At 73.3% G+C, this 19,138-nt stretch carries 15 protein-coding genes; 9 read left to right on the plus strand and 6 right to left on the minus strand.

All coding sequences use genetic code 11. The annotated features are described in order from the left end of the window. Positions 1–289: 289 nt before the first annotated feature. The 4 genes from E1200_RS17315 (at position 290) to E1200_RS17330 (ending at position 5,295) form a co-directional block, all read left to right on the plus strand. Positions 290–1,165, plus strand: coding sequence for a VC0807 family protein (locus E1200_RS17315; protein ID WP_243708633.1), 876 nt, complete (start codon positions 290–292; stop codon positions 1,163–1,165). A gap of 139 nt (positions 1,166–1,304) precedes the next feature. After that, complete coding sequence (locus tag E1200_RS17320; RefSeq protein WP_243708634.1) at positions 1,305–2,483, plus strand: Ig-like domain-containing protein; 1,179 nt, start codon at positions 1,305–1,307, stop codon at positions 2,481–2,483. Positions 2,484–2,662: 179 nt separating this feature from the next. Continuing rightward, a complete protein-coding gene (locus E1200_RS17325) occupies positions 2,663–3,847 on the plus strand; it encodes an Ig-like domain-containing protein (protein ID WP_243708635.1) in 1,185 nt (394 codons plus the stop codon). Between the two features lie 62 nt (positions 3,848–3,909). Beyond that, positions 3,910–5,295 carry a glycosyltransferase family 4 protein gene (locus E1200_RS17330; protein ID WP_243708636.1) on the plus strand — a complete coding sequence of 462 codons (1,386 nt, stop codon included), beginning with the start codon at positions 3,910–3,912 and terminating at the stop codon, positions 5,293–5,295. Positions 5,296–5,314: 19 nt separating this feature from the next. Here the strand turns inward: E1200_RS17330 and E1200_RS17335 are convergent, their stop codons facing one another. From E1200_RS17335 to xylB, 3 genes are all read right to left on the minus strand, one after another. After that, positions 5,315–5,815, minus strand: a complete 501-nt coding sequence (locus E1200_RS17335; protein ID WP_207933395.1) for a DUF664 domain-containing protein — start codon at positions 5,813–5,815, stop codon at positions 5,315–5,317. Between the two features lie 145 nt (positions 5,816–5,960). Continuing rightward, the gene (xylA, locus tag E1200_RS17340) at positions 5,961–7,121 is read right to left on the minus strand and encodes a xylose isomerase (RefSeq protein ID WP_131953070.1); all 1,161 of its coding nucleotides are present in this window, start codon (positions 7,119–7,121) and stop codon (positions 5,961–5,963) included. Between the two features lie 11 nt (positions 7,122–7,132). Beyond that, entirely contained in the window at positions 7,133–8,527 is a 1,395-nt protein-coding gene (gene xylB, locus E1200_RS17345) for a xylulokinase (protein WP_131953071.1), read from the minus strand. A gap of 90 nt (positions 8,528–8,617) precedes the next feature. On the opposite strand from xylB, the gene E1200_RS17350 reads away from it, so the two are divergent. Next, entirely contained in the window at positions 8,618–9,826 is a 1,209-nt protein-coding gene (locus E1200_RS17350; RefSeq protein ID WP_131953072.1) for an ROK family transcriptional regulator, read from the plus strand. A gap of 25 nt (positions 9,827–9,851) precedes the next feature. On the opposite strand, the gene E1200_RS17355 is transcribed toward E1200_RS17350, so the two are convergent. Genes E1200_RS17355 through E1200_RS17365 form a run of 3 tightly spaced genes read right to left on the minus strand, consistent with a single transcriptional unit; the run spans position 9,852 to position 14,754 of the window. Beyond that, positions 9,852–11,396: a glycoside hydrolase family 43 protein gene (locus E1200_RS17355; RefSeq protein WP_131953073.1), complete on the minus strand. Its 1,545-nt coding sequence runs from the start codon at positions 11,394–11,396 to the stop codon at positions 9,852–9,854. Beyond that, the gene (locus tag E1200_RS17360; RefSeq protein ID WP_131953074.1) at positions 11,393–13,729 is read right to left on the minus strand and encodes a glycoside hydrolase family 3 N-terminal domain-containing protein; all 2,337 of its coding nucleotides are present in this window, start codon (positions 13,727–13,729) and stop codon (positions 11,393–11,395) included. The genes E1200_RS17355 and E1200_RS17360 overlap by 4 nt, the downstream gene beginning before the upstream one ends. Further along, a complete protein-coding gene (locus E1200_RS17365) occupies positions 13,726–14,754 on the minus strand; it encodes a LacI family DNA-binding transcriptional regulator (RefSeq protein ID WP_131953083.1) in 1,029 nt (342 codons plus the stop codon). Before E1200_RS17365 ends, E1200_RS17360 begins: the two co-directional genes overlap by 4 nt. A 285-nt stretch (positions 14,755–15,039) precedes the next feature. Between E1200_RS17365 and E1200_RS17370 the strand changes: the two genes are divergently transcribed. From E1200_RS17370 to E1200_RS17385, 4 genes are all read left to right on the plus strand, one after another. Then, positions 15,040–16,338, plus strand: a complete 1,299-nt coding sequence (locus E1200_RS17370; RefSeq protein WP_131953075.1) for an extracellular solute-binding protein — start codon at positions 15,040–15,042, stop codon at positions 16,336–16,338. Next, the gene (locus E1200_RS17375; protein WP_131953076.1) at positions 16,335–17,324 is read left to right on the plus strand and encodes a sugar ABC transporter permease; all 990 of its coding nucleotides are present in this window, start codon (positions 16,335–16,337) and stop codon (positions 17,322–17,324) included. Before E1200_RS17370 ends, E1200_RS17375 begins: the two co-directional genes overlap by 4 nt. Continuing rightward, positions 17,324–18,154, plus strand: a complete 831-nt coding sequence (locus tag E1200_RS17380) for a carbohydrate ABC transporter permease (RefSeq protein WP_131953077.1) — start codon at positions 17,324–17,326, stop codon at positions 18,152–18,154. The genes E1200_RS17375 and E1200_RS17380 overlap by 1 nt, the downstream gene beginning before the upstream one ends. A gap of 138 nt (positions 18,155–18,292) precedes the next feature. After that, a partial coding sequence (locus E1200_RS17385; RefSeq protein ID WP_131953078.1) for a lytic polysaccharide monooxygenase occupies positions 18,293–19,138 on the plus strand: 846 nt, incomplete at its 3' end.

Genomic DNA, 19,138 nt, shown 5'->3' on the forward strand with positions numbered 1-19,138 from the left:
GGGCTGAGCGGCGCCGTCCCACGGTGGGTGGACGGGCGCGATGTCCGTTTCGAGCGGTTTCCGGGTGCCACCTCGGGAAACGAAAGCCGGATCGAACCGGATGCGAGGCGAACCGATCCGGCGGCACGGCCGAACCACTACAGGAAGGCGGAGCGGAACCGACCGGAGCGCGGCCGCGAGCTCCGAATCATCCCAAAGCGGACAGACGGCTGCGGATCATCACGTACCGTGGGGCGCAATCGTGAGCACATCCGAATTCACGCACACCGATCGGGGAGCACAACGCTCGATGGATCGACCTGCGATCATGCCCGCCCCGGCCCCCTGGGCGGCGCGAACCTCCACTCTCCAGGCGGACGGGCACGGCACGGGCCCCGCCGCGGCGACGGCTCCGGGCGCTGAAGCGTCCACGGCCGAGACTCTCGCCGAGACCTCCACCGCCGGCTGCACCGCCGGCGCGGAGCCCGCGGCCGAGCCCGCGGGCCTGACGCGGGCGCCGGAGTCCGCCGGCGGGCACGGCGCCGGGCACATCGCCTTCGAGCTGCCGAAGATCCCCGCGCTGCTCATGCACGCGCTCCCGCGGTTCGTCGAGGGCGTCATCGCCCCCGTGGTGGTGTTCTACGTCGCGCTGGTGCTCCTCGGGCTGACCGGCGCGCTCGTCGCCGCCGTCGCCTGGGTGTACGGCGGCATCCTCTACCGGTACGTGCGCGGGCACCCGGTGTCGGGGATGCTGCTGCTGGCCGCGGTCGGCGTGACCGTCCGCGCGGCGCTGTCGGCCGCGACGGGCAGCGCGGTCGTGTACTTCCTCCAGCCGACGCTCGGGACGCTCTGCGTGAGCATGGCCTTCCTCGCCTCGGTGCCCCTCGGCAAGCCCCTCGCCATGAAGCTCGCCAAGGACATGGCGCCCATCCCGGACGCGTTCTACAAGCACGACCGGGTCCGCCGCTTCTTCCTGCGCATCTCGCTGCTGTGGTCGGCGGTGCTGATGGCCAACGTGGGCGTCAGCCTCTGGATGCTGTTCAGCCAGTCGATCAGCATGTACCTGTGGATCCGGACCGGGGTCGTCGCGGGGCTCGGCGCGGCCGGGATCATCGCCTCGGTGTGGGGGTTCAAGCGCGTGGTGCGCCATGTGAACCGCGAGCCCGCCGAGGGCACCGCCGCCTGAGCGCCGCCCCGATCTGCGCCGAACCGGCGCTGAGCGGCCGATTCCCGCCCGGCCCGCCGAACTTCCGGCCCGCACCCGGCGTCTCCATTACTAGATAGCCCGACACGGGGCGAGAACGTGGTTGATGGGGGAGTTTGTGGTGACTGGAGGCCGTTTCAGGCTGGCGCTGACCGGTGGCACGGCCGTGCTGGCGGTGCTCACGGCCGGATCCCTGGCCGGCTGCTCGGTCGGGAGCGCGGGCAGGCTCGCCTCGGGGGAGTCCGGCGAGCCGGTGACGATCACCCCGGCCAACGGGACCGCGCAGGTCCGGCCGGACGGGACGATCGAGGTGAAGGCCGCCGGCGGCAGGCTGCAGAAGGTCACCGTCCAGGGGCCGGGCGCCACCGTGACCGGCGCGTTCGGCGACGACCGCAAGGTCTGGCGCTCCGACCGGACCATGACGCCCGGCACCGCCTACACCGTCACGGCGCAGGTCCGGGACGACGGGAAGACCCGCACCGCGACCAGTTCGTTCACCACCCTCAAGGCGGCGCGGACGCTCAAGATCGCCGACGTGACGCCCAACGTCAAGAACGAAAAGGTCGGCATCGGCATGCCGATCATCGTCACGTTCGACGGGCCCGTCGCCGACCGGGCGGCCGTGGAGCGGACGCTGCGCGTGACCCCCGAGAAGCCGGTCGAGGGCGCGTGGCGCTGGGTCGGCCAGGACAAGGCGATCTACCGGACGAAGACGTACTGGAAGCCGCACCAGACGGTCCGCTTCCACGCGCGGCTCGCCGGCGTGAACGCGGGCGGCGGCGTCTACGGGGCCGAGGACGCCGAGGCGACCCTGACCATCGGCGCCGCCCAGATCACCAAGGGCGACATCCGCAAGCACCACATGACCGTGACGCGGGACGGCAAGAAGCTGAAGACCCTCCCGTTCAGCGCGGGGAACGGCCAGACGCGCGAGTACACCACCACCAGCGGCGTCCACCTCCTGATGGAGAAGGGCAACCCGGTGACGATGACGGCGCCCGGCCGCAAGCCCGGCGACCCCGGCTACTACAAGACGGTCGTCGACCACGCGGTCCGCTTCTCCAACAGCGGCGAGTACACGCACTCGGCGCCGTGGTCGGTCGGCTCGCAGGGCTCGGCGAACGTCAGCCACGGCTGCATCAACCTCAGCCCGGCCGACGCGCGCTGGTACTACGACATCATGCAGCGCGGCGACGTCATCGAGCTGACCGGAACCGACCGGCAGGTCGAATGGGACAACGGCTGGGGATTCTGGCAGATGCCGTTCGACGAGTGGCGCGAGGGCGGTGCGCTGCGATGATGCGGTCCGGCCCGGCCGTACAACGCTTTGATCTCGGCCGCCGCGAAAACCCCGGACTCCTGGCATGATCGTCGACTTTTGTCGCTAATGTCTCCCTGGAGACGGCGGGGTCACGGGAGGTAGAGGTGCAGCGGAGGCTATCCGCAGGAGTTCGGGCGGGCACGGCGCTGGCGGCTGCCGTGCTGCTCCTCACGACGGCCTGTAGCGGGGGGGACAAGGGCAGCGGCGGCGTCACGGTCGGGGAGAAGGCCGACGCGCAGGCGCCCCAGGTGACGATCGACCCGGGCGACGGGAACCGCAAGGCGCGGCCGGACAAGGGCGTCACGGTCACCGCCGCGGGCGGCACGCTCGACAAGGTCGCCGTGACCCTGAAGGGCAAGCCGGTCGACGGCAGGATGGCCGACGACAAGACCACGTGGAAGTCGCGGACGCTGCGTCCCGGGACCAAGTACCAGGTGACCGCGGTCGCGACGAGCCCCGAGGGCAAGTCGACCACGGTCAACGCCGCCTTCGCCACGATGAAGGCGCCCCAGGAGCTCACGATCCTGGACGTCACGCCGACCAAGAACGAGACGGTCGGGGTCGGCATGCCGATCATCGTCGTCTTCAACCGGGCGGTCGAGAACAAGAAGGCCGTGGAGAAGGTCCTCGACGTCCGCTCCACCAAGCCCGCCACGGGCGCCTGGCACTGGCAGAACCACACCACGGTGATCTTCCGGACCAAGAACGGCGAGTACTGGAAGCCCCACCAGAAGGTGATGTTCCGGGCCAGGCTGGCGGGGGTCAGGGCGGGCAAGAAGACCTTCGGGACGTCCGACTTCAGCCGCGGCTTCCGCATCGGCGACTCGCACATCACCACCATCAGCACCAAGAAGAAGAAGGCCGTCGCCAAGGAGAACGGCAAGACGGTCCGCACCTGGCCCATCAGCGCCGGCAAGGGCGGGCGCGTCGTCAACGGCGTCGACACCTACCTCACCGCCAGCGGCCTCCACCTGACGATGGGCAAGGAGAACCCGGCGATCATGACGTCCGAGTGGATGGGCGTCGATCCCGAGGACAAGGAGAACGGCGGCTACAAGGAGGTCATCCCCTGGGCCGTCCGGATCTCCAGCAGCGGCGAGTACGTCCACGAGATGGCCGCGACCGTCTGGGCGCAGGGCCGCCAGAACGTCAGCCACGGCTGCATCAACTCGCCGCCCAAGGACGCCCGCTGGTTCTACAAGTGGTCCTACCGCGGCGACCCCGTCGACATCACCGGCAGCAAGCGCAGGCTAGACCCGTTCAACGGCTGGAGCTACCACGAGATGTCCTGGAGCCGGTGGGTCAAGGGGAGCGCCCTCGACCGGACCGTGACCACGGGATGATGTTGGCCGGGCCCGTCGGAGGGAAGGGGGCACGACACCTCCGCCTTCGATAGGGGGACCCGGTGGACGACCCGAATCCCGGACCGAGATCCCGGCCGAGACCCGAGCCGAGGCCGCGGCGGCCGAGGCTGCGGCGCCGCATCCGGCGCGGTGCGCACCGCGCGCTGCGCCGGGCCGCGCTGTCCGCGCTGCGGCCGCTGCGGCGGCGGCGCGTGCCGCCGCCCGGCGAGCGGCTGCGGGTCCGCGTCCTGCTGCAGAACGCGCACGGGACGGGCGGCACGATCCGCAGCGTCCTGAACCTGTGCGGGCACCTGACCCGCGACCACGACGTCGAGATCGTCAGCGTCATCAGGCGGAGCAGGAAGCCGTTCTTCACGATCCCGCCGGACGCCGCGCTCACCTACGCCGACGACCGCTTCGCCCCCAGGGGCCGCGTGGCCCGCCTCCTGGCGAGGCTGCCCAGCCTGCTGGTCCCGGCCGAGGAGGCGTCGTTCAAGCTCATGAGCCTGTGGTCGGACGTGTGCCTGCTGCGCGCCCTCCACCGGTCGCCTCCCGATGTGCTCATCGCGACCCGGCCGTCCCTGGTGCTGATCGCGGCCGAACTCGCGCCGGACGGCACGGCGACCATCGGGCAGGACCACATGAGCCTGGAGGCGTACCAGCCCTCCCTGCGGCGGCAGGTCGTCCGCGCCTACCCGCGGCTCACCGTGCTGAGCGTCCTCACCGAGCCCGCCCGCGCGGGATACGAGGCGGCCCTCGCCGGGTCCGGCGTCCGCATCGTCAAGATCCCGAACGCCGCGCCGGCGCTGCCGGACCGGACCTCCACGCGCGAGCACAAGGTGGTGCTGGCGGCCGGGAGGCTCGTCCTCAACAAGGGCTTCGACCTGCTCATCCGAGCCTACGCGCCGATCGCCGCGGAGCATCCCGGCTGGCGGCTGCGCATCTTCGGCTCGGGGGCGCGCCGCGACCGGCTCCGGGCGCTGATCGCCGAGCTCGGCCTCACCGGGCGGGTCGAGCTGTGCGGCCTCACCCGCGACCTGCACGGCGAGATGGCGCGCGCGTCGGTCTACGCGCTGTCGTCGCGGCGCGAGGGCATGCCGATGGTCATCATCGAGGCGATGGGGATGGGCCTGCCGGTCGTGTCGTTCGACTGCCCGTTCGGCCCGCCCGAGCTGATCGAGCACGGCCGCGACGGCCTGCTCGTCCCGACCGGGGACGTGGCCGCGCTCACCGCCGCGCTCCGCGCGCTGATCGAGGACCCCGCGCTCCGCCACCGGCTCGGCGAGGAGGCCGTGCGCTCCGCGCGGGCCTACGACCTGGAGCACATCGGCGGGCGGTGGTCGCGCCTCATCGCCGGGCTGCACCCGTCCCCGCCGCGGGGCGCCGTCCGCCGGGCGGGGGAGATCGCGGCGGACCGGGGGAGGGCCGTCCCGGGCGGCGACCGCTGACCGGCCGCCCGCCGGCCCGTCACAGCAGCCCGCGGACGAACGCCGCCTGCCCGGCGTGCTGCAGGTCGTCGGAGACGACGCTGATCAGCCGGACGCCGAGCGTGACGGGCGGGTCCCACGCGCGGTCGACGATCCGCGCGAGGTCCGCGTCGGCCAGCGAGCCGACGTACTCGGCGGTCCTGTCGTGGACGGCGTCGTGGTAACCGGTCAGCAGGCCGGCCGACTCGACCCGGACGGCCGCGACCTCGTCGGACGTGTGCCCGTAGCCGATGTCGGACGGGTCGAAGGGCAGCCCGAACCGGTCGGCCCACCCGTCGCGCGTCCACACTTGCGGGGTGCCGGCGGCGCCGGCGACGTGGTCGTCCTGGACGCGGGTGAGGTGCCAGACGAGCCAGCCGATCGAGTTGGCCCGGCCGCCGACGCGGTGCGCGAGCTGGTCGGCGGTGAGCCCGCCGGCCGCCTCGTGGACCGTCTCCCGGATCCGCCCGAACGCGTCGGTGAGCAGTTGCGCGCTGGTCATCCGCGGACGCTACCCGCAACGGGCCGGGTCATCCCGCCCGGTGCGGGACTCGCGGGCGCATCCGCGGGTCGGTCGTGCGGGCCGGGCATGCGGAAGCCCGCCCCCGGGAGGAGAGGGCGGGCTTCCGCGGGGAGGCGGCGCCCGGCTAGGAGCGGACGCCGTAGAGGTGTTCGAGGGCGAGCTGGTCGAGGTGCTCGAAGGCGGTGCGGCGGCGGCCGAGCGCCTCGGCGTCCACGGTGGCGTCGCGCACGGACCGCCAGTCCTCGCCGCCGGCCAGGGTCGGCTGCGCCAGTTCGTCCGCCTTGGCCTCGCGCAACGCGGCCTGGACGTCGGGGTCGGCGCGGAACGCGCGCACCTTCTCGCGCAGGATCAGCCAGTTGCGCATGCACGCCGCCGCGGACTCCCAGACGCCCTGGTCGTCCTCGGTGCGCGGCGGCTTGAAGTCGAAGTGGACGGGCCCGTCGTAGTCGCTCCGGTCGATCAGGTCCACGACCCAGAACGCGCCGCGCGTGTTGCCGGCGCCGAACCGGAGGTCCTGGTCGTAGCGGGGGCCGTGCTGCCCGTTCAGGTCGATGTGGAACAGCTTGCCCTGCCACAGCGCCTGCGCCAGGCCGTGCGCGTAGTTGAGCCCTGCCATCTCCTCGTGCCCGACCTCCGGGTTGAGGCCGACGGTCTCGGGCCGCTCCAGGGTCTGGATGAAGGCCAGCGCGTGCCCGATGGTGGGCAGCAGGATGTCGCCGCGCGGCTCGTTCGGCTTCGGCTCGATCGCGAACCGGATGTCGTAGCCCTGGTCGGCGACGTAGGCGCCGAGGACGTCGAACGCCTCCTTGTAGCGGTCCAGCGCGGTCCGGACGTCCTTGGACGCCCCGCTCTCCGCGCCCTCCCGGCCGCCCCAGCAGACATAGGTCTTCGCGCCGAGCTCGGCGGCCAGGTCGAGGTTGTCCATCACCTTGCGCAGCGCGAACCGGCGGATGTCGCGGTCGTTGGCGGTGAACGCGCCGTCCTTGAAGACGGGGTGGCCGAACAGGTTCGTGGTCGCGGTGGTCACGACCAGGCCGGTCTCGTCGAGGGCCTTGCGGAACGCGTCGATCGCGCCCTGCCGCTCGGCGGGCGCGGCGTCGAAGTCGAAGACGTCGTTGTCGTGGAAGTTCACGCCGTAGGCGCCGATCTCGGCCAGCTTGCGGACGGCGCGGTCGGCGGGCATCGGCGGGCGGGTGCCGGGGCCGAACACGTCGACGCCCTGCCAGCCGACCGTCCAGATGCCGAACGAGAACCTGTCCTCGGGCGTGGGCGTGTAGTCGCTCATGGGAGACCTCCTCAGATCTGCGGGGCGGAGTCGCGGAGCGCCGCGTAGCGCTCGCGGATCTCCCGCCCGGTGTGCTCGCCGGTGTGCTCGCCGGTGTGCTCGGTCGCCGGCGGCGCCGGCCAGGCGGGCGGCTCCGCCGTCCCGGCGAGCGCCCACGCCGCCTGGCGGGCGGCGCCGAGCGCGACGTACTCGGCGGGCTCGGGGACGGCCACCGGCGTCCCGAAGATCGCCGGGGCCAGGGTCCGGACGGCCCGGGAGCGGGCGCCGCCGCCGATCAGCAGGGTGCGGCGGGGCCGGACGCCCTGCGCGGCGAGGTGGTCCACGGCGTCGGCGAGCGAGCACAGCAGCGCCTCCACCGCGGCCCGCGCCACGTTCTCGCGCGTCGCGTTGGCGGTGGTGAGGCCCGCGAGCACCCCGGTCGCGTCCGGCCGGTCCGGGGTCCGCTCGCCGTCGAGGTAGGGCAGCAGCGTCACCCCGCCGGCGCCGGGCCGGGCGGCGAGGGCGAGCGCGGACAGCTCGTCCAGCGCCGCCCCGGTGATCGACGCGGCGGCCGTCAGGATCCGGGCGGCGTTCAGCGTGGCGACGAGGGGCAGGAACCGGCCGGTGGCGTCGGCGAACCCCGCGACGAGGCCGGACGCATCGGCGGCGGGCTCGGCGGCGACCGCGAAGGCCGTGCCGGACGTGCCGATCGACACCGCGACGTCCCCGGGCCGCAGCCCGAGGCCGAGTGCCGCGCCCATGTTGTCGCCGGTGCCCGCGCCGAGCACCGCGCCCCAGCCGGTCTCACCGACGCGCTCGCCCGGCGCGGCGACGCGCGGCGGCTCGGCGTCGTGGCCGAGCGCGGCCCGCAGCAGATCGGGCAGGTAGGCGCCGGCCGCGGGGGACCAGTAGCCGGTCCCGGACGCGTCCCCGCGGTCGGTGACCGGCTCGGCGGCGCCGAGCCGCAGCGTCAGCCAGTCGTGCGGGAGCAGCACCCGCTCGGTGCGCCGCGCGTTGCCGGGCTCGTGCTCGGCCATCCAGCGCAGCTTGGTCACGGTGAACGAGGCGCGCGGCACGCTGCCGGTCCGCTCCGCCCACGCCTTGGCGCCGCCCTGCTCCGCGACGAGCGCGCGGGCCTGCGGCGCCGAGCGGGTGTCGTTCCACAGCAGGGCCGGCCGGACGACCTCGCCGGCGCCGTCGAGGGCGACCATGCCGTGCTGCTGCGCGGCGACCGCGACCGCGTCGGCCCGTTCGAGCAGCTCGCGCGCCCGCGACAGCGCGCTCCACCAGTGGCGGGGATCGCACTCGGTGCCGTCGGGATGCGGGGCCGTCGCCTCGGCGACGACCGTGCCGTCCTCGGCGCGGCACAGGACGACCTTCGTCGACTGGGTCGAGGAGTCGACGCCCGCGACCAGGTTCCCGGTCATCGGCCCCACCTTTCGTCAATAGCGTGGACTAATTAACGTAGCAGAGGGGAACGGCCCTGCCCATACACCCGCTTCAATTAGGGTTGATTCATGACGAAGTCCGGGAACGCCCCCGTCCGGCACGCGACGATGCGCGAGCGGAACCTCGCCGTCGTGCTGGAGCGCATCGCCCGCCACCAGCCCGTGACCAGGGCGCGGCTCGCCGAGCTGACCGGCTTCACCAAGACGACCGTCTCCAACCTCGTCGCGCTGCTGGAGGACGCCGGGCTGGTGCGCGGCGGCGCGCCCGTCCACGAGGGGGAGCGGGGCCGGCCGGGCGTGGGCGTGTCCGTCCGCGGCGACGGCGCCGCCGGGCTCGGCCTGGAGGTCAACGTCGACTACCTCGCCGCCTGCGTGCTCGACCTCGGCAAGCGGGTCCGCTACCGGCACGTGATCAGCTCCGACCACCGCGGGCGCGAACCCGGCGCCGTCCTCGCCGCCCTCTCGGCGCTCGCGGCCGAGGCGGTCTCCGCCGTCGCGGCCCAGGGCCTGTCGGTCGCCGGCGCGGCGGTCGCCCTCCCCGGCCTCCTCGACCGCGAGGACGGCGTCGTGCGGCACGCCCCGAACCTCGGCTGGACCGACGTCCCCGTCACCGGCGCGCCCGGCCTCGACCTGGCGCTGCCCGCAGAGTACGACAACGAGGCCAACCTCGCCGCCCTCGGCGAGCTGTGGTTCGGCGGCGGCGCCGGGCTCGGCGACTTCGTGCACGTCTCGGGCGAGATCGGGATCGGCGCGGGCATCGTCGTGGACGGCCGGGTCTTCCGCGGCGCCCACGGGTTCGCCGGGGAACTGGGGCACCTGGTGGCCGAGCCGTCCGGCCCGCCCTGCTCGTGCGGCGGCCGGGGCTGCCTGGAGCAGATCGCCGGCCAGGAGGCGATCCTGCGGGCGGCGGGCCTGCCGGTGGCCGGGCCGGGCACGGGCGCCCCCGACGACCCGGTCCGGACGCTCGTCGCCCGCCTGGAGGCCGGCGACCCGGCCGCCCGGGACGCGGTGGAGCGCGCCGGCCGCGCGCTCGGCGGGGCGCTCGCCTCCGTGGTCAACATCATCGACCCGGACACGGTCGTGCTCGGCGGCGTGTTCTCCCCGCTCGCCGACTGGATCCGCCCGCCGATCGAGGCCGTCCTGGCCGGAGGTTCGGGCTCGCTGCGCCGCGGCGCGCCGCCCGTCGAGGTCTCCGGTCTCGCGGAGGGCGCGGCCGTCCTCGGCGCCGCCGGCCTGGTCATCGAACGGGTCCTCGCCGAGCCCGCCCTCCTGCTCTAGCGGGCGGACGGGCCCGGGGAGGCCGTTAGAGGGGGCGGTACTCGAACCAGGCGAAGTCGGCGTGGTTGGTGCTCGCCCGCCCGTTCGCGGTGGCGTACGGGCCGACGTAGACGCCGGTGAAGCCGCCGGCGACCTGGCTGCTCAGGATGTCGCCGTCCACCGGGCCGCCCAGCGGCGTCCAGCCGTCCGGCCCCGCCGCGTCGCCGGGCGCGTAGGACGCCCGGTACCAGCGGCCGCGCGCCTCGAAGGCGAGCCGGACCGGCCCGGCGGCGGCCGGCGCGGCCGCCAGCACCGTTTCGACCCCCTGCTCCCGCTTGACGAGGCGGATGCCGTCGGCGGTCGAGACGAGCAGTACGTGGAAGTCGTTGTTCTGGACGAGGGCGAGCCCCGCCCACTCCTCGTCGGCGGGGGTGAAGTCGAGCGAGGTGAAGGCGGCGAAGTCGTGGTGCTGCTGGCGCCGCCCGACGAACGAGGGGCTGGCGGTGTCGGCGAGGGTCTCCGGCCGGACCCGCAGCCGCAGGTGCCCGGGCCGCTCGGCCAGGCTCCACCAGCGGTCCCGCGGGCCGCGCAGCACGTTCCACACCGGCGCCAGCTCCGGCCCGTCGAACTGGTCGCACAGCGGCACGGCGGGCCACGGATGCGGCGGCAGGTCTGGGAACGGAGGGTCGGGGACGACCCGGCCGCCGGTGACGGGCCAGCCGTCCTCCCAGGCCACCGGGGCCAGGAACGTCTCCCGCCCGAGGACGCACCGGTCGCCGTGGTGCGGCCGCATCCCGAGCAGGACCATCCACCACTCGCCGTCCGGCGTGTCGACCAGGTCGGCGTGGCCGGTCCCGACGATGGGGTGGCCGGCGCGCAGGTCGCGGTGGGTCAGCACCGGGTTGCGCGGGTTTCCCCGGTAGGGGCCGGTGACCTCGTCGGCCCGCGCGACCATGACGGCGTGGTCCAGCGCGGTGCCGCCCTCGGCCGTGAGCAGGTAGTACCGCCCGCCGATCTTGTAGAGGTGGGAGGCCTCCGACCAGATCGCGTCCTTCACCGCGCCGTCCCAGATGACGTGCTCCTCGCCGGTCAGGGCGAGGGCGGCCGGGTCGAACCGGCGCAGCCAGATCTCCGTGTGCCCCTCGTACCGCCCGGTGAGCCGGGTGCCGGTGCACCAGGCGGTGCCGTCGTCGTCGAAGAACAGCGAAGGGTCGATGCCCTCGCCCTCCAGCCGGTGCGCGTCCGACCACGGCCCGGCCGGGTCGGACGCGGTCAGCACGAAGTGCCCCGACCAGTCCTTCCCGTCCACCAGCGTGCAGATCAGGTAGAAGGTGCCGTCGTGGTGGCGCAGCGTCGGCGCGTACAGCCCGCCGGACGCGGGGACCCCCTCCAGCGGGAGCTGGCCGGGGCGGTCCAGCGCGTGCCCGATCTGCCGCCAGTGCACCAGGTCGCGGCTGTGGAACACCGGCAGGCCCGGGAACCACTCGAACGTGGACGTCACGAGGTAGAAGTCGCCGTCCACCCGGCAGACCGACGGGTCGGGGTGGCAGCCCGGCAGGACGGGGTTCTCGAAGCGCGCGGCGGACGTCACAGCGGCGTCACCTCGGCGGGCACGGACAGCACCCGGTCCGCGCCGAGGACGCGCACGGGCCCCTCCAGGGTGAAGGAGCCCTCCAGCGGCGTGTCGGCGCTCGACCCGCCGACGTGGACCCCGATCTCCCCGGGCTCGACGATGCGCCGCAGGTCGGGCCCGGTGAACGAGGTCCGGTCGGCGTGCACGTCGAACTCCACCCGCGCCGCTTCGCCCGGCTCCAGGCGGACCCTGGCCCACCCGGCGAGCCAGCGTTCCGGCCGCACCACCGACGCGACCGGGTCCGACAGGTACAGCTGCACGACCTCGGTCCCCGCGCGGTCGCCGGTGTTGCGCACCACGGCGCCGACCCTGACCGACCCGTCCGTGCCGGCCGGGCCGCCCACCCGCAGGCCGCCGTACTCGAACCGCGTCCAGGTCAGGCCGTACCCGAACGGGTACAGCGGGCCCGGGTCGACCTCGCTCCAGTCGTGCGGGCCGTCCATCTTCGAGTGCAGGTAGGGGACCGGCGGGATGGTCGCGCTGCGCGGCACGCTGACCGGCATCCGCCCGGACGGCTCGACCCGTCCCGCCAGGACCCCGGCGACCGCGCGGCCGCCCTCCTCGCCCGGCAGGAACGCCTGCACGACGGCCGCGGCCCGGTCGGCGATGCCCTCCAGCGCGTAGGGCCGGCCGGTGAGCAGCACGATCACCGTGGGCGTGCCGGTGTCGAGCACCGCGCCGGCCAGCTCCGCCTGCCGGCCCGGCAGCGCCAGGGTCTCGGCGTCGCAGCCCTCGCCGGAGGTGCCGCGGCCGAACAGCCCGGCCCGGTCGCCGAGCGCCAGCACGCACAGCCCGGCGTCGCGCGCCGCCGCCACCGCCGCCTCGATGTCGGCGTCGTCGGCGACGAGCACGTCCGCGGACGCCGCCACCCGCACGCCGGGCAGCTCGTCGCGCAGCGCGTCCGCCAGTGTGGGGATCTCGATGCCCAGCGGCAGCTCCGGGTGCGCCCGGCCGACGTGGCTCGGGAACGTGTAGCAGCCCATCATCGCGAACGGGTCGTCGGCGAGCGGCCCCGCCACCACGACCCCGGAGCCCGAGCGCAGCGGCAGCGCGCCGTCGTTGGCCAGCAGCACGACCGACTCCTCGGCCAGCCGCCGCGCCAGCGCCCGGTGCTCGGGCGGATCGAAGTCCAGCGCCGCGCCGTCCTCCTCCCGGTCCTCGCCCGGCGGCCCGTCGAGCAGGCCGAGCTCGGCCTTGAGGGTGAGGACCCGGGTGGCGGCCCGGTCCAGCAGCTCCTCGGGCACCTTGCCCTGCCGGACCTGCTCGATCAGCGGCGTCCCATAGCAGCGGACGGTCGGCAGCTCCATGTCGATCCCGGCCCGCAGGGCGAGCGCCGCGGCATCGCCGCGGGTGGCGGCGACGTGGTGCCGGGTCTGCAGGAACGAGATGCCGAAGTAGTCGGCGACGACGATGCCGGTGAGCCCCAGCCGGTCGCGCAGCAGCCCGGTCAGCAGCCGCTCGTCGGCCGCGGCGGGCATCCCGTCCACGTCGGTGTAGGAGTGCATGACCGAGCGGGCGCCGCCGTCGCGCAGGGCCATCACGAAGGGCTCGACGATGACGTCGGCGAACTCGCGCGGCCCGATCGGCGTCGGCGCCATGTTCCGGCCGGCGCGGGAGGCGGAGTAGCCGGCGAAGTGCTTGAGCGTCGAGACGATGCCGGATCGTTCCAACCCCTGCACGTAGGCCGTGCCGAGGACGCTGACGAGGTACGGGTCCTCGCCGATGCACTCCTCCGTGCGGCCCCAGCGCGGGTCGCGGACGACGTCGAGCACCGGGGCGAGGCCCTGGTGGACGCCCGCCGCCCGCATGCTCGCGCCGATCGCCGCGGCCATCTCGCCGACGAGCTCGGCGTCGAACGTCGCGCCCCACGCCGGCGGGCTCGGGAACACGGTCGCGCCCCACGTCATGAAGCCGTTGAGGCACTCCTCGTGCGCGATCGCCGGGATGCCGAACCGGTTCCCGGCCGCGACGCGGCGCTGCAGCTCGCGGAGCCGGGCGGCGGACTCGGCGGCCGGGACCGGGGTGGTCCCGAACACCCGGGTGAGCTGGCCGAGGCCCCGGTCGATCACCTCGTCCAGGGTCGGGGCGAGCTCGTGGGAGTCGTCCTCCATCGGGGCGACGGGAGCGCCGGGCTCGGCGGGCATCGCCCAGTACCCGGCGAGCTGGCCCGCCTTCTCCTCCGGCGTCATCCGGGCCAGCAGGTCGGCGACGCGCTCGGCGACGGGGAGCCCCCGGTCGCGCCAGGGCTCCCGGGTTGCGCTCGCGCTCGCGGCCGGGACGGCTTCGGTCATCGCTCCTCCGAGGGTGGTGGTGCGGTGGAGGCGCGGACACGCAGATCGGTGGCCAGCTCCACGCGGGGGGTCAGGGGCGGCCGCCCGTCGAGCAGCTGGAGCAGGGTGCGGGCCGCGACGCGGCCCATCTCCTCCAGCGGCTGCCGGACGGTGGTCAGCGGCGGCGACAGCCACTCGCAGGTCGGCAGGTCGTCGAAACCGACGACGCTCAGGTCCTCGGGGATGCGCAGGCCGGCGAGCCGGGCCGCCTGGTAGGCGCCCATCGCCTGCTCGTCGCTGCCGGCGAAGACCGCGGTCGGCGGCTCCGGGAGCGCCAGCAGCTCGCGCGTGCGGGCGAACCCGCCCCGGTGGTGGAAGTCGCCGTACCGGACGAGGTCCTTGTCGACCTGGATCCCGGCGCGCTCCAGCGCCGTCCGGTAGCCGTCCACCCGGGCCTGGGTGCAGAGCATGTCCTCCGGGCCGCCGACCATGCCGATGCGGCGGTGGCCGAGCCCGATCAGGTGCTCGGTCGCCGACATCCCGCCGGCCCAGTTGGTGGCGCCGACGCTGGCGATGTCGTTGTCCGGGATGTTCACCGGGTCGACGAGCACGAGGCCCACCCCGGCCCGCGCCAGCTGGTCGCGCTGGCGGCGGGTCATCCGGGACGTCACCAGGATCACGCCGTCGCTGTGGTGCAGCGCCGGCAGGTTCTGCCAGCTCGGCGGGCGCGCGTCGTCCTCGCGGACCAGCGAGACGACCACGCCGGTGCCGTGCTCGGCGCACTCGGCCTCCACGCCCCGCAGGATCTCCACCGCCCACGGGCTGTCCAGCCCGGCGAGGACGAGGTCGATCAGGCCGGAGCGGCGGGCGCGCCGCGCGCCGCCCGGCCCGGGGTAGTTGTGGGTGCGCAGCAGTGCCTCGACCCGCTCGCGGGTCGAGGCCGCGACGTCGGTCCGGCCGTTGAGGACCTTGGACACCGTGGCGGGGGACACCCCCGCCTCGGCGGCGATGAGCGCCAGCGTCGGCCGGGACGGCCGGTCCGGCATCTCGTCGGTGGTGCGCACGGGCAGCTCTTCTCCTTGCCGAGGAAACGATTGCGAACAGTATCGCAATGTTTCGGCAACTCCTAGCCCCCAGTATCGGTAACTCTTCCGCACCCAATTGCGGTCAACAGCCGCAGAGGGGTTGACCTTGGGGGGTCGCGTTCTTAGAGTTCCACGGCAACGGAGCCCCGAAGACTTTCGAAATATTTCGAGCCGAGCGACCGGCCGAGAGCAATCTGGTCGTCAGGGTCCAGGCCACCACTCCCACCCCCGATCCAGGAGACCGACATGGGCATCCCTCACCTACCGCGCCGTTCCTTCCTCACCGCAGTCTCCGCGGGTGCCGTGCTGATCACGGCCGCGCCCATGCTGGCCGCCTGCGGAGGCGACGACTCCGGGTCGGACGGCAAGGTCACGATCGAATGGATGAACATCGCGACGACGGAGCCGGCGCAGAGCCTGTACCCGAAGATCGTCAAGGCGTTCGAGGCGCAGAACCCGAACGTCACCGTCAAGACCACCAACCTCGAGAACGAGGCGTTCAAGTCGAAGATGACCGCGCTCGTCGCCTCCGGCGACCTGCCCGACATCTACGTCACCTGGGGCGGCGGCGTCCTGAAGCAGCAGATCGACGCCGGGCTGGTCAAGGACATCACCTCCGACGGGTCCAAGGTCCTCGGGACCATGACCGACGTCTCCAAGAAGCCGTACCAGTTCGACGGCAAGACCTACGCCGTCCCGTACGACATGGGCATGGTCGGCTTCTGGTACAACAAGAAGCACTTCGAGAAGGCCGGGATCGACGCGCCGCCGAATACCTGGGCCGAGTTCCTGGACGCCGTCCGCAAGCTCAAGGACGAGGGCATCACGCCCATCGCCCTGGGCGGCAAGGACAAGTGGCCCGGCCACTACTACTGGTCCTACCTGGCGATGCGCATCGGCGGCATGGCCGCGATGGAGCAGGCCGCGCAGAGCAACGACTTCAGCGGGGCGCCGTTCGTCCAGGCCGGTGAGAAGCTGAAGGAGCTGTCCGACCTGCAGCCCTTCCAGCAGGGCTTCCAGAACGCCGGCTACGACACCCCCGGCGGGCAGGCCGCGACCATGGGCGCCGGCAAGGCGGCCATGGAGCTGATGGGCCAGTGGGCTCCCGCCGTCCAGGAGGACGCGTCCGGCAAGGAGCTCGGCGACGACCTCGGCTGGTTCCCGTTCCCGACCGTCGAGGGCGGGCCGGGCGCCGTGACCGACGTGTTCGGCGGCGGCAACGGCTTCGCGGTCAGCAAGGACGCGCCGAAGGAGGCCCTGGACTTCCTCACCTTCTTCATGAACGAGCAGAACGAGCGCGAGCAGGTGACCTCGGGCGCGTCCATGCCGGTCGTCAAGGGCGCCGAGAGCGCGCTGGAGGACCCGAACCGCAAGATGGTCGCCGAGGCGCTGAACAACGCGGCCGGCTTCCAGCTCTACCTGGACCAGGCGTTCCCGCCCGCCGTCGGCCAGGAGGTCAATGACAGCGTCGCCTCGCTCATCGCGGGCAAGAAGTCGGCCCAGGAGGTCACGCAGGCGGTCACCAAGGCGGCCCAGAACCAATGACGCTGTCCGCCACGACCGACGACCGGCCGCGGCACGCCGCACGGGCCCCGCGCAAGCGGGGCCCCAAGGCGTCCGCGGGCACCCGGCTGCGCGGCTGGCTGGCGAGCACCTGGTTCCTCGTCCCCGCGCTGCTGCTGTTCTTCTTCTTCGTCCTGACCCCGATCCTGGTCGCCTTCTTCACCAGCTTCTTCAAGTGGGGCGGCTTCGGCTTCCCCGACGACTTCGTCGGCCTCGACAACTTCCGGAGCCTGGCGGGCAACGAGGTCTTCCGCGGCGACCTGTGGCGCGGCTTCGTGCTGGTGGTCCTGTCGCTGGCCTTCCAGCTGCCGCTGGCCCTCGGCACCGCGGTGCTGCTGAACCAGCGGATGCGCGGCCGGGCCGTCTACCGGGCGATCTTCTTCGCGCCCTACATCCTGTCGGAGGTGATCGCGGGCGTCCTGTTCGGCATCATCTTCCTGCCGGGCAACGGGCTCGCCGACACCCTCGTCGAGGACCTGCCGCTGCTCGGCGGCCTCGCCGGCAAGTGGTTCTCCGACCCCGACACCGCGCTGCCCACCCTCGTCGCCGTCATGACGTGGAAGTACTTCGGCTTCCACATGATGATCTACCTCGCCGGGCTGCAGAGCATTCCGAAGGAGATCCTGGAGGCCGCGTCCATCGACGGGGCGGGGGCCTGGCGGCGGTTCCGCAGCGTCACCCTGCCGCTGCTGGCCCCGACGCTGCGGATCAGCGTGTTCCTGTCCGTCATCGGCACGATCCAGCTGTTCGACCTCGTGTGGGTCACCACGACGGGCGGGCCGACGCATGCAACGGAGACGATGGCCGTGACCATGTACGAGTACGGCTTCAAGCGCTACCAGATGGGCTACGCCAGCGCGATCAGCGTGGCGATGTTCCTCATCAGCATGGTCTTCTCCCTGCTGTACCAGCGCTACGCCCTCCGCCGCGACCTGCAGGGCGCGGTCACCTCCGCGGGAGGCCGCTGATGACCAGGCAGGCCCTCGCGCGGAGCATCTCCCGGCACACGCTGACGTGGGTGCTCGGCTCGTTCATCGTCGTCCCGCTGCTGTACGCGGTGCTGGCCGGCCTCAAGACCACGGGCGCCCTCACCACCAACCCGATCGGGTTGCCGGACGAGTGGATGTTCTCCAACTACACGACCATCCTGTCGTCCGGCCCGTTCTGGCAGCAGATCGGCAACAGCGTCATGATCGCCGTGCTCACCACCGTGATCACGGTGGCGGTGTCGGCGATGGCGGCGTTCGCGTTCGCCCGGTACGCCTTCCGCGGCCGCGAGGTCTTCTTCACGGCGTTCGCGGCGGGGCTGATGTTCCCGCCGGCGGTGGCGGTGCTGCCGCTGTTCGTCCTGCTGCGCCAGTTCGGGCTGCTGAACAACCCCCTCGGCGTGATCCTGCCGCAGGCCGCGTTCGCGCTGCCCATCACGATCATCATCCTCCGCTCCTTCTTCCGGACGATCCCGGCCGAGCTGGAGGAGGCGGCGATCATGGACGGCTGCACCAGGTTCGGCTTCTTCTGGCGCATCCTGCTGCCGATGGCGCGGCCCGCCCTCGGCACCGTGTCCGTCCTCGCGATCGTGACGAGCTGGAACAACTTCTTCCTGCCGCTGCTGGTGCTGGCCGACGAGAAGTGGCACACGATCCCCGTGGGCATCCAGCAGTTCCAGGGGCAGTACTCCACGGACTACGCGATGGTCATGGCCTACATCGTGCTGGCGATGATCCCCGCGCTGCTGTTCTACGCCGTGGCCGAGCGGCAGCTGATCGGCGGGCTCACCGCGGGCGCAACCAAGGGCTGAGCACCGGCCCGCCCCCCCCGGCGCGCGCCGGGGGGGCGAGCACCGTGGTGAAAGGGTGAAAGGGCCGTTCACGGGCCCCGCCGGCCGGGGTTAGCGTCCGGGTGGACCTACCTCTCCGACCCCCGTGAACGGAGGACGATGTCGACCCGGACACGCTTTCCCCGAAGACCAGCCCCCCGGAGGCGATCCGCAGGAGGGCGGGCCGCCGCGCGGACGGCCGCCGGCGGGCGGGCCACCAGGAAGAACAAGGCCCTGCTGGCCGGCGCCGTCCTCGGCCCGGCGATCGTGGCCGGGTCGCTGCTGACCGCGCCGCAGGCGGCGGCGCACGGCGCGCCGATGGTGCCGGGCAGCCGCACCTACCTGTGCTGGAAGGACGGCCTGACCCCGAACGGGCAGATCATCCCGAACAACCCCGCCTGCGCGGCGGCCGTCGCGCAGAGCGGCACCAGCTCGCTGTACAACTGGTTCGCGGTGCTGCGCTCGGACGGCGCGGGCCGCACCCAGGGCTTCATCCCCGACGGGCGGCTCTGCAGCGGCGGCGCGGTCGTGTACGACTTCGCCGGCTACGACCTGGCCCGCGACGACTGGCCGGTCACGCACCTCACCGCCGGCGCGGACATCGAGTTCCGCTACAACAAGTGGGCCGCGCACCCCGGGGAGTTCCGCACCTACATCACCAAGGACTCCTGGAGCCCGACCCGGCCGCTCGCCTGGGACGACCTCGAAGCGCAGCCGTTCTACAGCGCCACCGACCCGCCGAGCGTCGGCTCGCCCGGCAGCGAGGACGCCTACTACCACTGGAACGCGCGGCTCCCGTCCGGCAAGAGCGGCCGCCACATCATCTACACGGTGTGGGAGCGCTCCGACAGCCAGGAGACCTTCTACAGCTGCTCCGACGTCGTCTTCGACGGCGGCAACGGCGAGGTCACCGGGGTCGGCCCCGGCGGCACGCCCACCGACCCGCCGACGGACCCGCCCACCGAC

The sequence above is a fragment of the Actinomadura sp. GC306 genome (genome assembly GCF_004348665.1).
In the GTDB taxonomy this organism is placed as follows: domain Bacteria; phylum Actinomycetota; class Actinomycetes; order Streptosporangiales; family Streptosporangiaceae; genus Spirillospora.

Excerpts from the sequence above, each read along its gene's own strand:
- E1200_RS17370 (WP_131953075.1), top strand. The coding sequence starts at position 15,040 with ATGGGCATCCCTCACCTACCGCGCCGTTCCTTCCTCACCGCAGTCTCC.
- E1200_RS17380 (WP_131953077.1), top strand. The coding sequence starts at position 17,324 with ATGACCAGGCAGGCCCTCGCGCGGAGCATCTCCCGGCACACGCTGACG.
- E1200_RS17375 (WP_131953076.1), top strand. The coding sequence starts at position 16,335 with ATGACGCTGTCCGCCACGACCGACGACCGGCCGCGGCACGCCGCACGG.
- E1200_RS17365 (WP_131953083.1), bottom strand. The coding sequence starts at position 14,754 with ATGCCGGACCGGCCGTCCCGGCCGACGCTGGCGCTCATCGCCGCCGAG.
- E1200_RS17315 (WP_243708633.1), top strand. The coding sequence starts at position 290 with ATGGATCGACCTGCGATCATGCCCGCCCCGGCCCCCTGGGCGGCGCGA.
- E1200_RS17350 (WP_131953072.1), top strand. The coding sequence starts at position 8,618 with ATGACGAAGTCCGGGAACGCCCCCGTCCGGCACGCGACGATGCGCGAG.
- xylA (WP_131953070.1), bottom strand. The coding sequence starts at position 7,121 with ATGAGCGACTACACGCCCACGCCCGAGGACAGGTTCTCGTTCGGCATC.
- E1200_RS17360 (WP_131953074.1), bottom strand. The coding sequence starts at position 13,729 with ATGACCGAAGCCGTCCCGGCCGCGAGCGCGAGCGCAACCCGGGAGCCC.
- E1200_RS17335 (WP_207933395.1), bottom strand. The coding sequence starts at position 5,815 with ATGACCAGCGCGCAACTGCTCACCGACGCGTTCGGGCGGATCCGGGAG.
- xylB (WP_131953071.1), bottom strand. The coding sequence starts at position 8,527 with ATGACCGGGAACCTGGTCGCGGGCGTCGACTCCTCGACCCAGTCGACG.